Raw genomic sequence first — 16,661 nt, forward strand, 5'->3', positions numbered from 1 at the left:
GACTGTTGCTGATGTCGCCTTTTTTGTATCGAAAGAAGCCATAGTATTTCGCAACAAAATTCTGACAATTATTCAAAACAAATAGATACATAAAAAACACACTATTATTTTATAGATATAACCGACACAATTTTTAACTTCACTATTCTTTTAATGCTTCCTTTCTTTTCTAAAGCATAGCAAAAGTCGCCCCGTATTTATAATCAACTTTTGCATCAATCTAAGAAAAAAGTGAAAATAAGCGGTAATAGTCAGTTATTTCCGCTTCATTTTTTTAAATTTACTATTTAACATTCCTTTATTTTTTTCGATTCATGCAATAACTGAGAATATTTTATTGCGTTATTTCCTTTCCTATTATACGATTAACTAAATAATGTTGGTTATTTGAAAATAAAAAACAAAGGGGAACGTGAGAATAATGAGAAAAAGTGTTGTTTTTAGTTTATTGGGGTTCACACTTCTTTTTGCTGGCTGCACGCCAAAAGAGGAGAAACCAGCTTCAGAAAGTACGGAAAATGCAAGCGCTACAAGCTTATCTATGACTTCGTCAACAGAAGTCGCCCAAGAATCGACGGTCTCTTCCAGCGAAGCGGCTTTACCGAGTTCGGAACAAACTATCACAGGCGTGAGCGGAACAAACTATACCATCGATTTACCTAGCAATTGGCAAGAGGTACCTGATTTCACTTCATTAAATCCTGACAATGATTTCATGTTGTCCGATGCGTTAGAAACAAAATACTTAGCTGCAGTCGTTGAATCGAAACAAGATTTTGCCGATTTAGAAACTTATCTCGGATTGGTTCAAGAAAATTTGGCAACGAGCTTCAATACGACTGCCACCTTTTTACCAATTCCTGACACGAAGGCCTATTTCGTTGATTTCCCTGCGACAGTTGAAGGGCTAAATATCCACTATATTTATTATGTACTTGAAACCGAAAATAATTACGTTCAGTTGTATGGTTGGACGTTAGAAAGCTTATACAACTCTTCAAAAGAGGAACTAACAGCGATCATGAACAGCTTCAAAGAAGAATAAACAAAACATCTGTAACCATTTTGGCAAATAGCCACAAAAATGGTTGCAGATGTTTTTTCTTTTTATCTACGGACTACAAGTCGTTGCCCTACAAGAATCAATGAGCCAGAAAGATTATTCCACTGCATCAACTGATTGACAGTCACACCATAGCGTTGCGAAATCCCCCATAGAGTGTCTCCCGAACGCACGGTATAGGTGGTGCTGTTTGATGAGGAAGCGTTCGTTTCTTGAACATACGCTGCACTTACCCAGCCACGCCCTTCAATTCGATACCAGACATTGTTACCATTGACGCTGGTTCCGGTCTTTTGCGCAACTGCGCGAAAAGAGGAGTTATTTAACAAAGAACCAACAATTCTAGCACTGGTAGACGCATCAGAGCGAATATTCAATGTTGCGGTGGTGCGAAACTCTTTATTGATGCTTTGTTCAGAGCTATTACTTCCAGCGGTCACTTCTGTCACGTACGCAGCGCTCACCCAGCCGCGTCCTTGGATTCGATACCACACATTGTTGCCGTTGACACTCGTTCCCGTCTTTTGAGCGACTGCTCGAAATGTTGCATTGCTTGCCAAGGAGCCGACAACAGAAGCGCTAGTCGATGCGTCGGAACGGATGTTCAAGGCGGTGGTGGTGCGAAACTCTTTGTTGATGCTTTGTTCGGCACTGTTGTTATTGTTATTATTATCGTTGTTATTATCATTATTATTGTTGTTATCATTCCCACCCGTATTCGATGAGATCTCCGTCACGTGAGCGGCACTTACCCAGCCACGTCCTTGAATTCGATACCACGTCGTATTACCGTTCACACTGGTGCCGCTTTTTTGCGCTACTGCTTCAAATGTTGCGTTGGCAGCCAATGAACCCACGATCGAGGCGCTGGTGGAAGCATCTGAACGGATATTGAGTGCTGCATTTGTTCTGAATTGCTTATTGATCGCCTGTTCAGAATTGTTATTGTTGTTATTGTTGTTATCGTTTGAACCGCCACCACTTGATGTATCGTACTGGGTCAAATTGTACGTTTCAATCAAGTTGTTTAGCTTACTTGCATAAGCCGTGTCGGTGGCATAACGTCCTTGCAGCCATTGTGTCGCGTCACGATAAGAATTCGTATTAGACTTCCATGCCCCATGGTAGAAGAAAACACCCGGCGAGAATGAGGTGGTTCTCAAAACGTGCGCATTGTCTTGAAAAGATTCTTTTAATGAGGGGTATTTACGAAACTTCGCAATAATCGGATAGAGATTGCCATTCCCGTCATCTTCCATGGTTTGCATCTCTACAAACTGTCCATTGTAAGATCCCTTGATACCAAACATATTATTGGCAAGAGTAGTCAGCGTGGATTGCCCCCAACCTGATTCTAAGATCGCTTGCGCAATCATGACTGAAGCGTAGAGGTCATTTGCCCCCGCAACTTCTTGTGCCATTGGTCCTACTTGCTGAATAAATGCTTGCTGATTATTAGAACGTGCCATTGAATTGTTGTAGTTGGGCATGACCTTCGTTTCAATGGCGATCCGCTCTTCTTCTGACAGAACAGGAATGTCACGATCGATTTCTGCTTCATTCTGTTCAGAAGCATCATCTGCTGGTTCATTTTCGGGTACGTCTTGACTTTCTACTACATCCGAACTTTCAGCTTCTGATGGTTCGGTACTATCTTGCGTTGCTGGTGATCCCTCGTTGACTTCTTGATCTTCTACAATGCTCACGGAATCTTGCGTCGATGTGTCTTGGGTTGACTCTGCTGTTTCAACTACTTGAACACCATTTTGGGTTTCTGCTGACTCAAGTGTATCTGCTAAGACATTCATCGGCAAAATATTCACCGTACTAACAAGTGCAGCGGTTGCCGCCGCACTTTTACGGTAAAGAAGCCCTCTTTTTTGTTTCTTCGCACGATAACGAAGCTGTTTTCTTTCTTCCATTTGTCTCTCCTTAAAACTACAGCTAGCTATTTCTTACATTCTTACTGCAAAGCTAGGTGTAAAATGAGCGGTACTGCCAACAGAAACATTTTGTCCTGGGCGTGGTGCATGAATGTATTGTCCGCCACCTAAAGCAATGGCTACATGATAGGTGCTGCCTGATGAACCCCAGAATAATAGATCTCCTGGTTGTGCTTGGCTAACGGAAATCACTGTACCTGCTGTTTCTTGTGGTACCGTCCATCCACCAATATCTCTCCCTGTTACTTGTAAAAAGACATAGCGAGTAAAACCAGAACAGTCAAAGCTGTCCGGTCCTTTGGCACCCCAAACATAGGGTTTTCCGATATGCTTATAAGCTTCTGCCACGATTGCAGCCCCATTTGTTGATGCTGGTGCAGAAGGTGCTGGCGGCGTCACGATCGGTGCAGGTGACGGAGCAGGCGTTGGCGCCGGTGTTGGTGTAACTGGCGTCGGTGCTGGCGTTGGTGCAGGAACTGCAGGTGCACTGTCCGCTGGCGTCTCCGGTGCTGCAGGTGTCACTGGTGTTTCTGGCTCATGAATTTCTGGTGTATCTACTGGTGTTTCCTCTGGAACCTCTGGTGTTTCAACCGGTTCAGATTCTTGCGTTTCCTCTGGTTGCGTTTCTGCTGGTGCTTCTGGCTCTTCCGCTGCAGCTTGTTCTGCCTGCTGTTGCGCCGCTTGTTCCGCTTGGGCTTGTAAAGCAGCTACTCGGGCAGCTTCTTCACGAATTCTCGCTTGCTCCGCTTCATAGGCTTCTTTTTCCGCACGCAGCTGTTCTTTTTCTTCTTCTTTCGTTGCTTCTTCGTAGGCTAAATTACTAACTAAGACATTTAATTCTGCTTGGCTTGCTTCCAAAACACCTTTTTGTGCTTCCAGATGGCTCTGTGCTGCTTGCAATTCTGCCACTTTTTCTTGTGATTCCGCACGCTTTTGTTCAACAGCTTGTTGGTCGGCTTTTTGCTGTTCGATCACTTCATTATTCGCTCGAATGATCGTCGTCATCGCATGCAAACGACCGACTAGATCACTGACAGAGTCCGCCTCTAGTACCGCTGTTAGAAAATGGTCGCCTTTTCCATTAACTTGTGTTTCTCTGGCTTGCTTTTCAATGTTTTCTGAGCGTTTGGCAATGCGCTCTTCTAACTGACTGATTTCCTGATCCAATCCTTCGATCGCTTGCAACAAATCACTTTGCTGCGCTAAAATGATTGCTGCTTCTTGATTTAACGAATCAATTTCTGCAGACAATCCGTCAATTTCCCCTTGTACGCTTTGACGTTGCTGTCTCAACTGATCAATTTCGTTATTTTTTTGTTCGATCAATTGATCGTGATTCGTAGCAAAAACGGTCACAGGTCCGCCGAATGATGACAATACAATGCCGCACATACACACTGTTGCAAAGATTTTCTTCTTCATCTGATCCTCCAAATTCAATTTTAAAACTTTTTTTTCATTTATTTGACCATTTTCATTTTACCATAGTTCAGCAACAAACCCAATCCGTAAGCGATTTACATTTTAGTTACATAAATAAGCTCTGTTTTTTTATTACATGTTCCCCACTCCTATCCCACCGACACGCCGAGTGAATCCCTATGTATCAACTGTTCAAGAAAACTTCATAGAAAAAGTCCTTTTTCTTAAGAAAAAATAAATAATGTTGTAGATTTCACTTTTATTACATTAATTTTCTGCAAAATATGCTTGATTCACAAAGTTATAAACAGACGAAAAAAGCTCCTTCCTAGTGTTTTCTAGAAAAGAGCGAGTTTTTTTTGTCTGTGTTATTCACGATAAGGGAGTAGTTGTCTCATTACGGCGATTTGGTCATCAATGGTCTGTTCTGTGATGTGACCGGTCAGAGCCAAAATCCCTAATCCTTCAATCACGAACATATAGTTTTCTGCAATCACTGCCAAGTTTTCATCTTTTAATACACCTTGCTGAACGCCCACTTGAAAAATCTCATGGATCGTCCGTTTCGTCTCAGCGAGTTGAGCTTGCTGCAGTGAACTGGAGGCTTCGGTTTTATGCGTATAGTAATACTCGTAGACGGCTCGCAGCATACCGTCAGAAATGCTGTGGAGTAGACGCTTGCGATGGTCGGAAAAATATTTGTTTAAAATCGTTTCAAAGGGCACTTGCTCCATGATCATCTCTCGTACATCATCAAATTTTCGTTTGGAGCGCTGCTCTAACACTGCCAAAAAAATCTCATCCACCGAACGAAAGTATAAATAAATGCCACCACGACTAATGCCGCACTCTTCGATAATGTCCTTCATTGTCGCATCGATCAAGCCTTTCTTACTAAAGACAACTTTGGCACTTTCAAGAATCAAATCACGCTTTTGTTGTTTTTTCTTTTCCGCTGTAGTCAATTCGCTCTGCTGCTTCTTCGCCATTTTTTGGCTCCTTTCATCACATTATTAATGACACTCGTGTCATTTTGTTGTATAATCAACCTAACTTAAAAATGACACGAGTGTCATTATAAAAAAAGGAGTTTTTACAATGAATACAAAAAGCAAAACCTATCGCCTTGTCATTCGTGCCATTTTGACTGCTATTATTATTTTACAGACGATGGTGCCTTTTCTTGGATTTATTCCGATCGGTATCACTAGTTTGACGATCATCCATATCACGGTAATCGTCGCTGCCATCGTTTTAGGGACAAAAGACGGGATGTTCATTGGCTTAGTCTGGGGGATTTTTACCATGATCCGTGCGTTTACTTCCCCGACAACGCCTTTGGACATTGCCGTTTTCACCAACCCAATCATCTCGGTGGTCCCCCGTGTGTTGGTTGGCTTAGTGGCTGGTCTCTTGTTTACGATCATTTACAAAAAGACCAAAAAAGTCGTCGCTGCTTCGATTGTTGCAGCAATCTTTGGGACCATCACCAATACAGTTTTGGTCTTAACCCTAATGGGAACCTTGTATACTGGCTTAGTTGCCACTACCTATGGTGTCGATGCTTCGGCTTTATTCGTGACCCTCGGTGGAATTGCAGTAACGAATGGAATCTCTGAGGTGATCACAGCTGCGATCTTAACACCCATTCTAGTAAAAGCCTTATTTGCAGCAACTAGCTTACGTCCCGAAAATCGTTAGTCCCTTCTCTTATCCTATCATTTTTTTCACGTTCTGAGTACTCTTTGCCCAAACATTAAAAGCCCCCGATCGAAGAAAGCTTCTATTGTATAGAAAAGCTTTCTTCGATCGGGGGACTTCTTCTTTTATTGGTTAAAAAAAGGTGGACAGCAAGGCAAGGATCGCTAGACCGCCTTGGGTCAAAATAATTTTCTTGTCGCTAGTCACACTGCCATATGCAGCTACTAAGATAATGTAGATCAACAGCAAGCGACTGATTTCCAATGGCGCTGAAGCAAAGGTAATACTATACAGTAACCCCAAACCGATCAGCCCATTGTAAACCCCTTGGTTTTTGAACAAGGTCACGACGATCGGTCGTTCAAGTTCTGCTTTCGTCACGTTGAAGACCCGCGCTGTTGCTTTGGACGTAGTGGCAAATGTTTCTAAATAGAGAATATAGAAAAACTCTAAGGCAACCAGTACAATCAAAATCGTCGATAAAATCGTCATCCTTATTCTCCTTGATGAGCGACAACGATCTCGCTCGGTTTGGCTGCAAAGTCAGGCATTTGTTGGAATAATTGTTGCAGCAGCGGGTTTTGATTGTGCGCGCTGATCGCTTCTTGGTTCGCCCATTTTTCGACCATGACAAACCGATTGTTCTCTTCCAATGATTCATAGAGATGATAGCCGTGGCAGCCTTCCTCAGCTCTCGCCGATGCTAATAATGGCGTAACAGCGGCTAAAAAATCTGCCCGCTTTTCTTCTTTGATGTAAAACGTTGCATTGATGATTTCCATCGTTTTCCCTCCTCTTATAGAAATGTCGTAATTTGTTCTGCGTCTAACCGAACGGATTCATAGCCTAATTCTTTGGCTTTTCCGACTGAAAGGATCATGACAGGAACATAACGTTCTTTGTCTAAGCCAAAAGCTTCGGCTAATTGATCTGCTTCAAAGCCGCCGATTGGGTTGGTTTCATAGCCATGCGCCCGCGCAACTAACATAAATTGCATCGCTGCTAAACTAGCGTCGATCTTCACCACATCATTCATTTGTTCTTTTGTAAGATTTTCGTAATGAGGAATGATCGCTGCTAATTGTTGGTCACGTACTTCCGCTGGCATTTTGCCTTCTGCTACTGCTTTGTTATAAATTTCTTCTCCTAGTTCATGACAAAGCATATCGCCAAAAATCAAGACCATTGCAGAAGAGGTATCATTTTGTCGGACGTTGAAACGAATCAACGGTTTCAATTTTGCTTTTTGCTCATCGCTTTCCACAACGACAAAGCGCCAAGGCTGCATATTGACTGAGGAAGGTGCTGTCGTTGACTCTTGGATCATGGTCAACATTTCTTCATGGGGGATTTTGTAGGTTTCATCATAGACACGAACCGATTTTCGGCCAAAGGTGATCTCTGAAAAATTGTTATTGCTGTATTCTGTCATGGGTTTGCCTTCTTTCATGGAACTAATTTCATAAGTAATGTTAGAAGCTGTTCTTCTTCTTCTTCGGTCAAATTGATGCCTAACGACTCCTCAGAGCTGGCATGCTTTGAAGCACAACTAGCCAAATCGGCTTGTGCTTTCGGTGTCAAAGAAACAAAAATCTCGCGGTTATTGTCTTTGTTTCGTTCCCGTGTCACAAATTGTTTTTCTTCGAGAATCTTCAAATGCCGAGTGACCGCTGCACTATCGATCTTCAATTCATTCTGTACTTGATTTTGGGTACAGCGTCCTTGCTCATTCAAAAACTGCAGCAACTGATAACGGGTCAGACTAAAGCCAGTCTCTTTTTCAAAGATCGCCGTTAATTCTTGATTCACGATTTTCATCCGATACAGCAATCCGCTTAGCTCACGTAAATTCATTGCATAAACCGCTCCTTTCATCGTTGACTTATCAACTGTTGACTAGTCAAGTATAAATCATTTTCTTTTGCTTGTAAAGAGTAAGCAAAAAAGACCCGCAGCTAGGCGAACTTCATCAAGGATCGAATCAAGAATCCTTTGGCGAAGTTGCGCCATTAGGCTGCGGGTCTTCGTTACTCCGGTATTGAGAAAATACTGGAGAATTTATTTTATTTTAATTGGAAGAGTTTCTTCAAGCCCATCACGATCAGTGTAGAGATCGCTGCAGCAGCGAAGATAATGCCCCACGTACCAGCTTGAATCGGCATCGTATCCAATAGCTCATTCATAAACGGTACATAGACCGCTGAAAGCTGTAAGCCGACGGAAAGGAGCAATGCCCCCATCAATGGTTTGTTTTTCAAGAGGGTTTTGTCTAAACCAAAACCGCTGCTCTTACGAACGTTGAAAATATGCATCAATTGCGCCACTGCCATAAAGGTAAAGGTTGCTGTTTGTGCATAAAGCAACTCGTGATCCGTCAGCATCAGGAAGTTGAAGAAGCCAAACGCCACCAAACCAATCACGACCCCACTTAAAATAATGCGTCCTAAGAAGCGCTTGTTAACGAGGCCATCAGCTTTCGACCGTGGCTGGCGCTTCATAATGTCGTCTTCAGCTGGTTCAAAGGCTAACGCCATGGCTGGAGCAATATCGATGACTAGATTCAAGAAAAGGATATGCAGCGGTTGGATTGGCATAGGCATCAAGAAGATGACACTTAGAAAGATCGTCACGATCTCAACCATATTACAAGAGAACAGGAAGGAAACATATTTTTTGATGTTGTCAAAAATGATGCGTCCTTCTTTGATGGCATCGACGATCGTTCCAAAACGGTCATCCGTCAAAATCATATCGGAAGATTCTTTGGCTACTTCTGTCCCACGAATCCCCATGGCGATCCCGATATCGGCGCCGTTGAGTGCTGGCGCATCGTTGACCCCATCGCCAGTCATTGAAACGATATCGCCTTCTTCACGCAACGCTTCCACAAGCTGTAATTTATTTTTTGGTGAAACTCGAGCAAAGACAGCGACTTCTTCGATTTTTTCGTTAAAGCCTTCTTGCCCTGCCAATTCATCGATCTCACGACCCGTCATGGTTTTTTCATGGTCTTTTAAGCCAATTTCTTTGGCGATCATGGATGCCGTCTTCGGATGGTCCCCGGTGATCATTTTCACTCGAATCCCCGCTTCTTGTGCGACCTTCACTGCTTCTTTGACATCTGTTCGCGGCGGGTCGACGATGCCCGCAAAGCCTTGGATCTTGATTTCCTGCAGTGCTGCTTTCAGCTCTGCTTCGTCCGTTCCACCTTGATAATCCTTGATGCAACCGACAGCGATCACTCGCTGCCCATGACTGGCTAACGTGTCATTGTATTCATGAAGCTGTTCTTTTTCTTTGGCATCCGCATCGGCTAAATCAATCAAGACATCTGGTGCCCCTTTGATGATCAATGTCCGTTGCTTTCCTTCATACACGGTCACCATGTATTTGTTGTCGGAATCAAAGGGCATTTCTGCGATTTTCTTCAGCCCGCTGTCCTGCTCTTTTTGGCGATCGATGCCGATTTTTTGACCTAAAACGACAAACGCCCCATCTGTTGGATCACCGAGGATCTCGTATTGCCCTTCGTTTTCACGTAAAGTGGCGGTGGTACATAAAGCACCGTTTTCGATCATCCCTTGCAGCGCCTCATGATTGGCTGCATCGATCTCGGTTTCATCCTCCGAGTCTGCCTTGTAAAATTTTCCGTTGGGTTCATACCCATTTCCTGTCACTTTGAACATTTCTCCTGAACCTAAAATGATCTCAGCAACCGTCATTTGGTTTTCTGTCAGCGTCCCCGTTTTGTCACTGGCAATAATACTGGTGGCGCCCAGGGTCTCAACAGCTGATAACGATTTGACCAGTGCTTTGTGCTCGGCCATCGTCCGCATGCCTCGGGACAATGTGATCGTCGAAACGGCTGGCATTGCCTCAGGTATCGCTGCGACCGCCAAAATAATCGAGATATGGATCATTTCGACAAAAGGTTGATTCGTCAAGACCCCAGCGATCAAAACTGCCACCGCAGCAAAAAGCGCGGCAATAATGATTGCTTTTCCTAGCTTGTCCAATTCGATATCTAACGGCGTTTGACGCTTTTTGTCACCCGTCAGCATGTCACTGATTTTTCCGACCTCGGTCTTCATACCGGTTTCTGTCACTACCGCATAGGCATTTCCCCGAGTTGCCGCAGTTCCTGCGAAAACGACATTGCGGCGATCGCCTAGTGGAACATCTTCTTCATAGGTTTCTCGTGCATCTTTTTCAACAGCTTCTGACTCACCGGTCAGCGCTGATTCGATGCAGGCAAAGTTGCTCGTTTCAAGTAAGCGGGCATCTGCCGCAATGGCATCCCCTTCTTCCAGAACGAGAATATCGCCTGGAACGATTTTTGCCGACTCGATCTCCATTACTTCTCCATCACGAATCACTTTTGCGGTAGTGTAAATCATGCTTTGAAGAGAATCAATTGATTTTTGTGCTCGTAACTCTGTGATAAAACCTGTCATTACAGCAATCACCACGGCAATCAATACTGCAATTCCTTCAATCGTTTCCCCCATCGCAAAAGAGAGTAACGCAGCTGCTAGCAATAAATAAGCAATCAAGTTGTTCAAGTTATGCCACAGCAATTCCCATACAGAAAGGGATTCTTGTTGCTGGATCGTGTTTTCTCCGTATTTTTCTAAGCGTTTGTCGGCTTCTTTCCCGCTTAGGCCTTGCTTGCGGTCACTTTCAAAATGTTTCAAGGTCTCTTCAGTCTTTTGCTGGTAAAATTTTTCCATCAAATTCCTCCTTTAAATTATAAACTTCTTGCCGAGGGTTTCCACGTTTCTGAAGGGATAAATCGGTACAGATACCTTGCACAGTCATTTTTTGATTTGAATCGGTTCAGGCAATTGCTGAGTGAAGGGAATATAACCAATAAGAAAAGCAAGCGCAGGTTGACTGGCTGAGGGAAAAGGTATGTGTGTTGAGCATCGATCATTTTGCGAGCAATGAAGTCGCTTCTTTTAATCGTCGCAAGTGATCTTTCTATGTACGTACTTTGTGAAAAAACCATCCGGCCTACTTCTAACCTATCATGGATGAAGATGTTCGCAAAGGATTTTGCTTCACAAGTGGTGTAAAAAAACAGTCGTAACAAAATTAGCACCACCGCTTTTGATGACGATTGGGCAGCATGTCAGCAATGCCAAAACGGTACTCGTTTCGGTGTTTTCTTAATAAACTAAACTTCTGCTATGTTGTGATTTACAATGTTACAACTCTAGCAAAAAAATAACTTTAAAAAGAGAACGCTTGCTGTCCTTACTTTATTTTAACAAAAAACAACAAACTTTTGAACAAAAAAAGTGTTTATTGCTAAAAAAACAATTAAGTTTCGACATCTCGCTGACATTCTCCTTCCTGATCGCCAGAAAAGGTTGAAGCAAAACAAGCCATTGATCCATTGTGTTCATATAAAACAAGCACGCCAATACCCCAAAAAGCATTCCTCGTTTGAATGATAAATCACCAACCGAAGAATGCTTCGTATTTATTCTACTTTATGAGGGAACTTCCTCACTCTCGATATAGCAATAGACTCGCAGATCAGGCAAAGCCTGTTTGATCTGCTGTTCGATGGTATCGATAAATACGCTTGGTTCTTCGGGTCCTAGCTTCAAGGTAAGGTCGGCGACGATCAAAAGTTCTTCTGGGCTTAGATGGAGGGTTCGCAAATCTTTGATTTGAATGATGGCAGGGTCGGCTAAAATTTGTTTGATCGCCATTAAATCAGAAGCAGAGGCGCCCTCACCAATCAAGAGGCTATAAAATTCTTTGGCTAAAAAGACAGCAGCAGCAATCAGCAACAATCCACCTAAAATGCCGCCGAGGGAATCAAATACTGGATTGTCCGTCAATGCGGTCAATAAGATTCCTGCGATGGCGATCGTCACACTACCTAAGGCAAACAAATTTTCCGTGAAACCTAAAAGCAGGTCGGAATCGCGGCTTTCTTTTAAGAAACGGACGAGGGGCTGTTTTTGCTTGTTTTGTTCTTTGACTTCTTGCCATCCCTCTTGTACAGCCGTCACTTCAATAAACAAACTGACAAATAAGATCGCTGCCACCAGCTGGAGCTGTTCCACTTCGTGGGTGGGGTCTAGCAGATCACGGCTGGCTTCAACAACCGCTAAAATTCCACCACCTAAAAAAACTGTCATGGCAACTACAGTACTAAAAAAATAGGTCGCTCGTCCTTCACCAAACTGATGCAGTTCGCTGCGTCCTCGCTGTGCTCGGTTTTCACCGATGGCTAGAAGTCCTTGATTGATGCAATCGATCAGACTATGGATACTTTCATTCATCAAGACTGCACTGCCGCTAAAGAAGTAGCCGATGGCTTTCATGATCAACCCTAAGACATGGGTCAGCAAAACGATTCTACGGGCTTTTTGCTCTTGCTGTTTTTCCATCATGGTTCCTCCTTCGGTGTCGGACTCGCTGTAACAAGCTGTCTCTTTTCTTAAGCATAGCACTGCACTTCCTAGATGAAAACGAAAGTGGCTTGCGACAAAGATTTACCATTTGCTCCCCTCTTGAACGCAAAAAAACCAGGATTTCTCCTGGCTTGCTTCTGACAATTATACTTCATTAATAATTTGAATCTGATCCATACTCCGTGCCATAGCCCGTTCCGTTGTCAGTACCGTACTCGTTGCCATAACCTGTTCCTTGAGACCCGTCGTCGTATCCTGTCTGAGCACCTGTGTTTTGATTTTGGGTACTCTGTTCTTCTGTCTGCTTGCCTAATGCCTTAAGCATGTCGTTTCGGATTTCATTGTAAGAGTAGTCTTGGATGTACACAATGGACTGACCATCGTAAGACTCCCCATCATACCATTCAAAGGTATGACTATTGATTTCAAACCCTGAAATCATATTTCCAGCAAGGGAAACTAAATCTTCAAATTTAAAGTTTGTATTTACGTCTTCGCTGACTGAGTCTAAGATTTCTTGATACTTGGTGACATTATTGATTTTCAAAGCCTGGTGGATCGCTGCTTCAATGACTTCTTGCTGACGATTTCCTCGATCCACATCGGTATCCATTTTACGGATGCGGGCAAAGATCAAGGCTTGCTCACCGTTCAACAACTGACGACCTTCCGGAATCAATGTTTCCCCAGAGTTATCTGCGGCATAATCTTGATTTATGTCGTAAGGGACATTTACAGTTACACCACCAATTGCATCAATAATTTTTTTAAAGCTTATGAAATTCACATTTACATAGTAATCGATTGGTAATTGCAAATAATTTTGAACGGTTTCGATCGTGGCATCTTCTTCTCCGACTGTATAAGCACTATTGATTTTTGCTGTGGTATAGATCGTACCCGTTCCAGTTCCATCATAGATATTCGTCCAAATATCCCGCGGGATGCTGACCATATCGATTTTTTTATTTTCGCCATCATAAACCATGTAGATCAAACTATCAGTACGTGCGCTGTCTAAATGATCTGTTTGTTCACGTTCCTCATCATTATCGACACCCATCAATAAAACACCGAACTTAGAACTTACATCGGATGTTTTGAGTGATCCATCCTCTTTTCCTTTGTTAGAGGTTATCACAGCGGATTCTTTAAACATTTTATCCACTGAATTTTTTGCTGCATAATACGTATAGCCGGCAAATAAAACGATGCCAGCAATGGCGAAAAGAAAGATTCCTCCAATAATCACGCGTTTGTTTCGCGCTTTGTGGGCTCTTTGCTGTTTATATCTCGTCTTTCTATCCATAGTGCCTCCTTCATTTCTCCTGAATTGCTCTCCCCGATTGTACCAGAATTTTTACGATCCGCCTATTTTTTTAAGAAGTTTTATTCTTTTTCTGTGAAGTCCTTTAAACATTCCTTAAAAATAATTCTAGTAACGAAAGAAACTTGGATAATTAGTCAACTTCTATGGATATTTTATTAAAAAACGAGTTTTTTCATTCACCCTTTTTGGATGGATCAACTTCTTTTTCGGCAGTAAGCTGAATAATTACACCAAAGGGATCGCGAACACTTGCATAAAAAAACGCAAAAGCATTCTCACTTGGTGCTTGGATCGTCTGACTGCCTTTTTGCCTCAATCGTTGATAAAGCTTCTGAGCTATTTGGCTCTCCGCTAGCGTCAAACTCAGCGACAAGTGATTGCCTCGCTGAATCGTCTCTCCTTCAACTAATGGATTGTCTGCCAGCTGTAACTGAAAATCTCCGATCTGTAGGATGGAGTGAGAAAGATACTGTTCTTGTCCCGCAAGAATCTCCAGCGTTGGATCAAGTCTCTCACGATACTCCTGGTTGGTGATGGCAAATAAGAGGGTTGCGTCTAGTGTTTCTTGATAAAATTGAATGGCTTCTTGGGCTTTGCCGTCTAAGGTTAAAAACATAGCGATTTTTGGTTCGATCATTTGTTGGTTCCTCCTTTTCTTGTTACCATAAGTGTAACTGTGAATATTGCCAAAACTTGGCACCATTGGAGAAAGAAATGAAAAAATCAGAACGCTTAACGCAGGAACTATTGTATTTACAAGGAAAAACCACTTTTCAACTAGCCGATTTGATGGAAACCTTCGCAATCTCCAAACGTACAGCCGTCCGTGATGTCCAATCATTGGAAGAGCTGGGCTTGCCTCTCGTGGTAGAAACCGGTCGTTATGGCGGCTATCAGATTTTGAAAAATCAACTGACCCCCTTGTACTTTGATAAAAATGAACGGTATACCCTTTTCTTTGCTTTGCAGCTCTTACAAAAATTAACCGATTCTCCTTTTGATCGGAGCTATCAAGGGCTACGGCGAAAATTGTTGCAGTCTTTTTATCAAGGAGACACCGAGTGGTTAGAAAAAATGGAGACGGCGGTTTCGTTTCAAGGGGTGCCTCAATTGACGAGTGCGCCGATCCTCTCAACGCTTTTTTCAGCGATCGTACAAGAACAAGTCATCCAATTTACCTATCAGCGTTATCAAAAAACGAACAAGACCGTCCAACCCTATCAGCTGGATTTTCGTGCTGGCTACTGGTACTGTTTGGCCTATGATTGTCAAAAGCAGGCTTTTCGCCGCTATCGCTGTGATGCAATGCAGGGACTTGCTCCGACTGAAAAAACAGGCTATACCTTGCAGCAGTTAGCTGAAAAACAGCTGCAGCAACAAGTGTTGACACAAACACTGGGCTATCACATCCGCTTTGATCTATCGGCAAAGGAACGCTTGTGGCAAGAAAAATATCCTGACATGGCAGTGGTGGAACGTCCTAGTGAGCTTTGCTTAGAGGGGCACATTGCCGACAATGAGCTGGGTTTTCTGGCTGATTTTCTCTTACAATTTGGTCCAACTATTAAAGAAATCCACCCGTTAGTCCTCAAACAAGCGTATACTGAAAAAGTTCGGCAAATGCTGCAGCCATTTGCACCTGACTGACCGCTTTCCTGTATTGATTATTGATTGCTTGCGCCGAAACTGATTCTAACTGATAAGGAGTTTTCTATCTATGTTTCTTTTAAATAAAAAAACTTTCCAAGCGTTAGCAGCCCCCTATAGGACAGAAGGGGCTGCCATCGGCTATGCAAAATGGCAGTCCTTCAACGCCATCACCAGCCGTAGCCTGCTCGTCTTGGATGATCAGCATTTGACGATTTTGGCGTTGAATCTTTTCTCGACAAAAGTCGTGCAGCACAAAAGCGTGCCGCTTGCTGAGCTGAAAAAACAGCACAAAGATCCTATTGTAGGAATGCTCGTCCCGATTCGCTTTACTTATAAAGGGGAAACCTACCGTTTTCAAATGCAGCGAGTGATCTTGCCCTTGAGAGATTGGCAAAAAACCTTTCTTGCCCGCTGGCAGTCGTGGTAAATGAGCAGCAACTGGCAAGGTTCGTTTCCTAGAAAAAGACTTTTCCAGTGATTTACATTTTTTTTGCAAGAAAATGAACAGATTTTTCAGGGGATGTTTTCGGCTATTTCGTTCTATGGTAAGATGTCCCTAAAGAATTGGAGGCTGTTATGGATTTTATTGAAAGCGAACGTTTACTGCTCCGTCCGTTTCAAGAAAGTGATTTTGCCGATACCTTTGCTATTTATCGGCAAGCGGAAGTCTGCCGATTCTTACTTCATGAGCCTTGGCAGACAGAAACGGCAGCTGCGGCTTTTGCCAAAAAATGCCAACAGCACGCCTTGACGGACCAAGCAGGCCTTTCTTTGGCGGTACTACACGATCAAACGGTCATCGGCGATTTGTCGGTGTGGTTTACTGGTCAGCCGTCTTCCGTTGAAATCGGCTATGCCTTCCATCCGTCATTTGGCGGACAAGGGTTTGCTCAAGAAGCATTGAAAGAATTGTTGGACTGGTTGTTTGCCAGTCAGAAGATCCATCGGGTCCAAGCGACGCTAGACGCCCGCAATCAGGCCTCAGCTAAGCTTTGCCAACGCATTGGATTACGCCAAGAAGCACATTTTATCCAAGACTGGTGGAACAAGGGGGAATGGACCGATAGTTTGGTTTATGCCTGTTTAGCCAGTGAACATCCTGCTCATCCGAAATAATTTAG

16 protein-coding genes are annotated in these 16,661 nt (G+C 43.2%); 5 read left to right on the forward strand and 11 right to left on the reverse strand.

The window, feature by feature from the left end; translation table 11 throughout:
• Positions 1–421 precede the first annotated feature (421 nt).
• Positions 422–1,045 (forward strand): hypothetical protein, encoded by a 624-nt coding sequence (locus tag Q1X33_RS01515; RefSeq protein WP_301969476.1) that lies wholly within the window; start codon positions 422–424, stop codon positions 1,043–1,045.
• Positions 1,046–1,107: 62 nt separating this feature from the next.
• Here the strand turns inward: Q1X33_RS01515 and Q1X33_RS01520 are convergent, their stop codons facing one another.
• From Q1X33_RS01520 to Q1X33_RS01530, 3 genes are all read right to left on the reverse strand, one after another.
• Positions 1,108–2,985, reverse strand: a complete 1,878-nt coding sequence (locus Q1X33_RS01520) for a glucosaminidase domain-containing protein (protein WP_301969477.1) — start codon at positions 2,983–2,985, stop codon at positions 1,108–1,110.
• A gap of 33 nt (positions 2,986–3,018) precedes the next feature.
• Positions 3,019–4,428: an NlpC/P60 family protein gene (locus Q1X33_RS01525; protein ID WP_194186022.1), complete on the reverse strand. Its 1,410-nt coding sequence runs from the start codon at positions 4,426–4,428 to the stop codon at positions 3,019–3,021.
• 368 nt (positions 4,429–4,796) lie between these two features.
• Positions 4,797–5,417: a TetR/AcrR family transcriptional regulator gene (locus Q1X33_RS01530; RefSeq protein WP_005225615.1), complete on the reverse strand. Its 621-nt coding sequence runs from the start codon at positions 5,415–5,417 to the stop codon at positions 4,797–4,799.
• Between the two features lie 109 nt (positions 5,418–5,526).
• On the opposite strand from Q1X33_RS01530, the gene Q1X33_RS01535 reads away from it, so the two are divergent.
• Positions 5,527–6,129, forward strand: coding sequence for an ECF transporter S component (locus Q1X33_RS01535; RefSeq protein WP_005225613.1), 603 nt, complete (start codon positions 5,527–5,529; stop codon positions 6,127–6,129).
• A 132-nt stretch (positions 6,130–6,261) separates the two neighbouring features.
• Here Q1X33_RS01535 and Q1X33_RS01540 read toward each other — a convergent pair whose 3' ends face one another.
• The 8 genes from Q1X33_RS01540 to Q1X33_RS01575 all read right to left on the reverse strand — a co-directional run bounded on the left by Q1X33_RS01540 (position 6,262) and on the right by Q1X33_RS01575 (position 14,527).
• Positions 6,262–6,621 carry a DUF1304 domain-containing protein gene (locus Q1X33_RS01540; RefSeq protein WP_016613516.1) on the reverse strand — a complete coding sequence of 120 codons (360 nt, stop codon included), beginning with the start codon at positions 6,619–6,621 and terminating at the stop codon, positions 6,262–6,264.
• A gap of 2 nt (positions 6,622–6,623) precedes the next feature.
• On the reverse strand, positions 6,624–6,911 hold the full coding sequence (locus Q1X33_RS01545) for a putative quinol monooxygenase (RefSeq protein WP_005225610.1): 288 nt from the start codon (positions 6,909–6,911) through the stop codon (positions 6,624–6,626).
• 14 nt (positions 6,912–6,925) lie between these two features.
• Entirely contained in the window at positions 6,926–7,561 is a 636-nt protein-coding gene (locus tag Q1X33_RS01550; RefSeq protein WP_008378805.1) for a nitroreductase family protein, read from the reverse strand.
• Between the two features lie 14 nt (positions 7,562–7,575).
• Positions 7,576–7,983 (reverse strand): MarR family winged helix-turn-helix transcriptional regulator, encoded by a 408-nt coding sequence (locus Q1X33_RS01555; protein ID WP_034868440.1) that lies wholly within the window; start codon positions 7,981–7,983, stop codon positions 7,576–7,578.
• A 209-nt stretch (positions 7,984–8,192) separates the two neighbouring features.
• Positions 8,193–10,859, reverse strand: a complete 2,667-nt coding sequence (locus Q1X33_RS01560) for an HAD-IC family P-type ATPase (protein WP_194186023.1) — start codon at positions 10,857–10,859, stop codon at positions 8,193–8,195.
• A gap of 765 nt (positions 10,860–11,624) precedes the next feature.
• A complete protein-coding gene (locus tag Q1X33_RS01565) occupies positions 11,625–12,539 on the reverse strand; it encodes a cation diffusion facilitator family transporter (RefSeq protein WP_142967156.1) in 915 nt (304 codons plus the stop codon).
• Positions 12,540–12,714: 175 nt separating this feature from the next.
• A complete protein-coding gene (locus Q1X33_RS01570; protein ID WP_142423677.1) occupies positions 12,715–13,869 on the reverse strand; it encodes an LCP family protein in 1,155 nt (384 codons plus the stop codon).
• 193 nt (positions 13,870–14,062) lie between these two features.
• Positions 14,063–14,527 (reverse strand): glyoxalase/bleomycin resistance/extradiol dioxygenase family protein, encoded by a 465-nt coding sequence (locus tag Q1X33_RS01575; protein ID WP_142967155.1) that lies wholly within the window; start codon positions 14,525–14,527, stop codon positions 14,063–14,065.
• Between the two features lie 77 nt (positions 14,528–14,604).
• Between Q1X33_RS01575 and Q1X33_RS01580 the strand changes: the two genes are divergently transcribed.
• From Q1X33_RS01580 to Q1X33_RS01590, 3 genes are all read left to right on the forward strand, one after another.
• A complete protein-coding gene (locus tag Q1X33_RS01580; RefSeq protein WP_142967154.1) occupies positions 14,605–15,537 on the forward strand; it encodes a YafY family protein in 933 nt (310 codons plus the stop codon).
• Between the two features lie 70 nt (positions 15,538–15,607).
• Positions 15,608–15,967, forward strand: a complete 360-nt coding sequence (locus tag Q1X33_RS01585) for a hypothetical protein (RefSeq protein ID WP_142967153.1) — start codon at positions 15,608–15,610, stop codon at positions 15,965–15,967.
• Positions 15,968–16,116: 149 nt separating this feature from the next.
• Positions 16,117–16,656, forward strand: coding sequence for a GNAT family N-acetyltransferase (locus Q1X33_RS01590; protein WP_142967152.1), 540 nt, complete (start codon positions 16,117–16,119; stop codon positions 16,654–16,656).
• Positions 16,657–16,661 lie beyond the last annotated feature (5 nt).

It is taken from the genome of Enterococcus sp. B2E4 (assembly GCF_030499455.1).
Lineage (GTDB): Bacteria > Bacillota > Bacilli > Lactobacillales > Enterococcaceae > Enterococcus_D > Enterococcus_D casseliflavus.